Below are 696 nucleotides of genomic sequence, written 5' to 3' on the forward strand. Positions count from 1 at the left end.
GCGCCGGCCGAAGCCGAACCCGCCACCGCCACCCTCGGCGAGAGTGCCCGACCCGCTGTCCGACTCGGGATCGGTCCCGGCGTCAGCACCGGTCGCGGCTTCGCCCTCGGCCTCACCGGCCCGGGCGTGGTGGCCGCCCGGCTCGGTGCCGCCTCCACCTCCGGAGCCACCCCCGGTCGCCACCCGGGCTGCCGGGATCACGAGGGTCCCCTCGCGCTCGATCGGCTCGCCGTACACCTGCCGAACGCCGAATGCCTCGGTCAGGGCCTCACTGATGCGGTTCAGATCAGGCATGTACCTCATGCGATCACCGTAGGGGACCGCTCACCAGGGCGATACAGCAGGAGCATTTGTCACTCGCTCGCCCGGCTCCCGCGCGGGAAGCCTGCAACCCACCATCTGCGGGAGCACAGCGCCGCCAGCAGGCCACCGGCCGCGTTCACCAGCACGTCGTCCACGGAGGTGACGCGACCGAGGCGGAGCACGTGCTGGAGCAACTCGACGGTCACGGACACTGCGACGAGCACACCGGCGACCCGGACCAGCACCGCCCCGGTGCGTGGTCCTGGTCCGGCCGCGAGCGGGAACCGCACCGGCAGGAAGAAGCCGAGCGCGGCGAGCGCGAGCAGGTTGCCGCCCACCTGGACGACGGCCGCCGAGGGCGGGCCGGAGAGCTGGGCCGCGAGGTCCTGGAAC

At 73.3% G+C, this 696-nt stretch carries 1 protein-coding gene and 1 pseudogene; both read right to left on the bottom strand.

The annotated features are described in order from the left end of the window. Positions 1-303 (bottom strand): annotated as a pseudogene (locus PROKR_RS34745) (hypothetical protein); the annotation flags it as partial. Between the two features lie 50 nt (positions 304-353). Next, the coding region (locus PROKR_RS34750) for a VanZ family protein (protein WP_169736407.1) at positions 354-696 on the bottom strand (343 nt) is incomplete at its 5' end.

Source organism: Promicromonospora kroppenstedtii DSM 19349 (genome assembly GCF_000515355.1).
GTDB lineage: Bacteria > Actinomycetota > Actinomycetes > Actinomycetales > Cellulomonadaceae > Promicromonospora > Promicromonospora kroppenstedtii.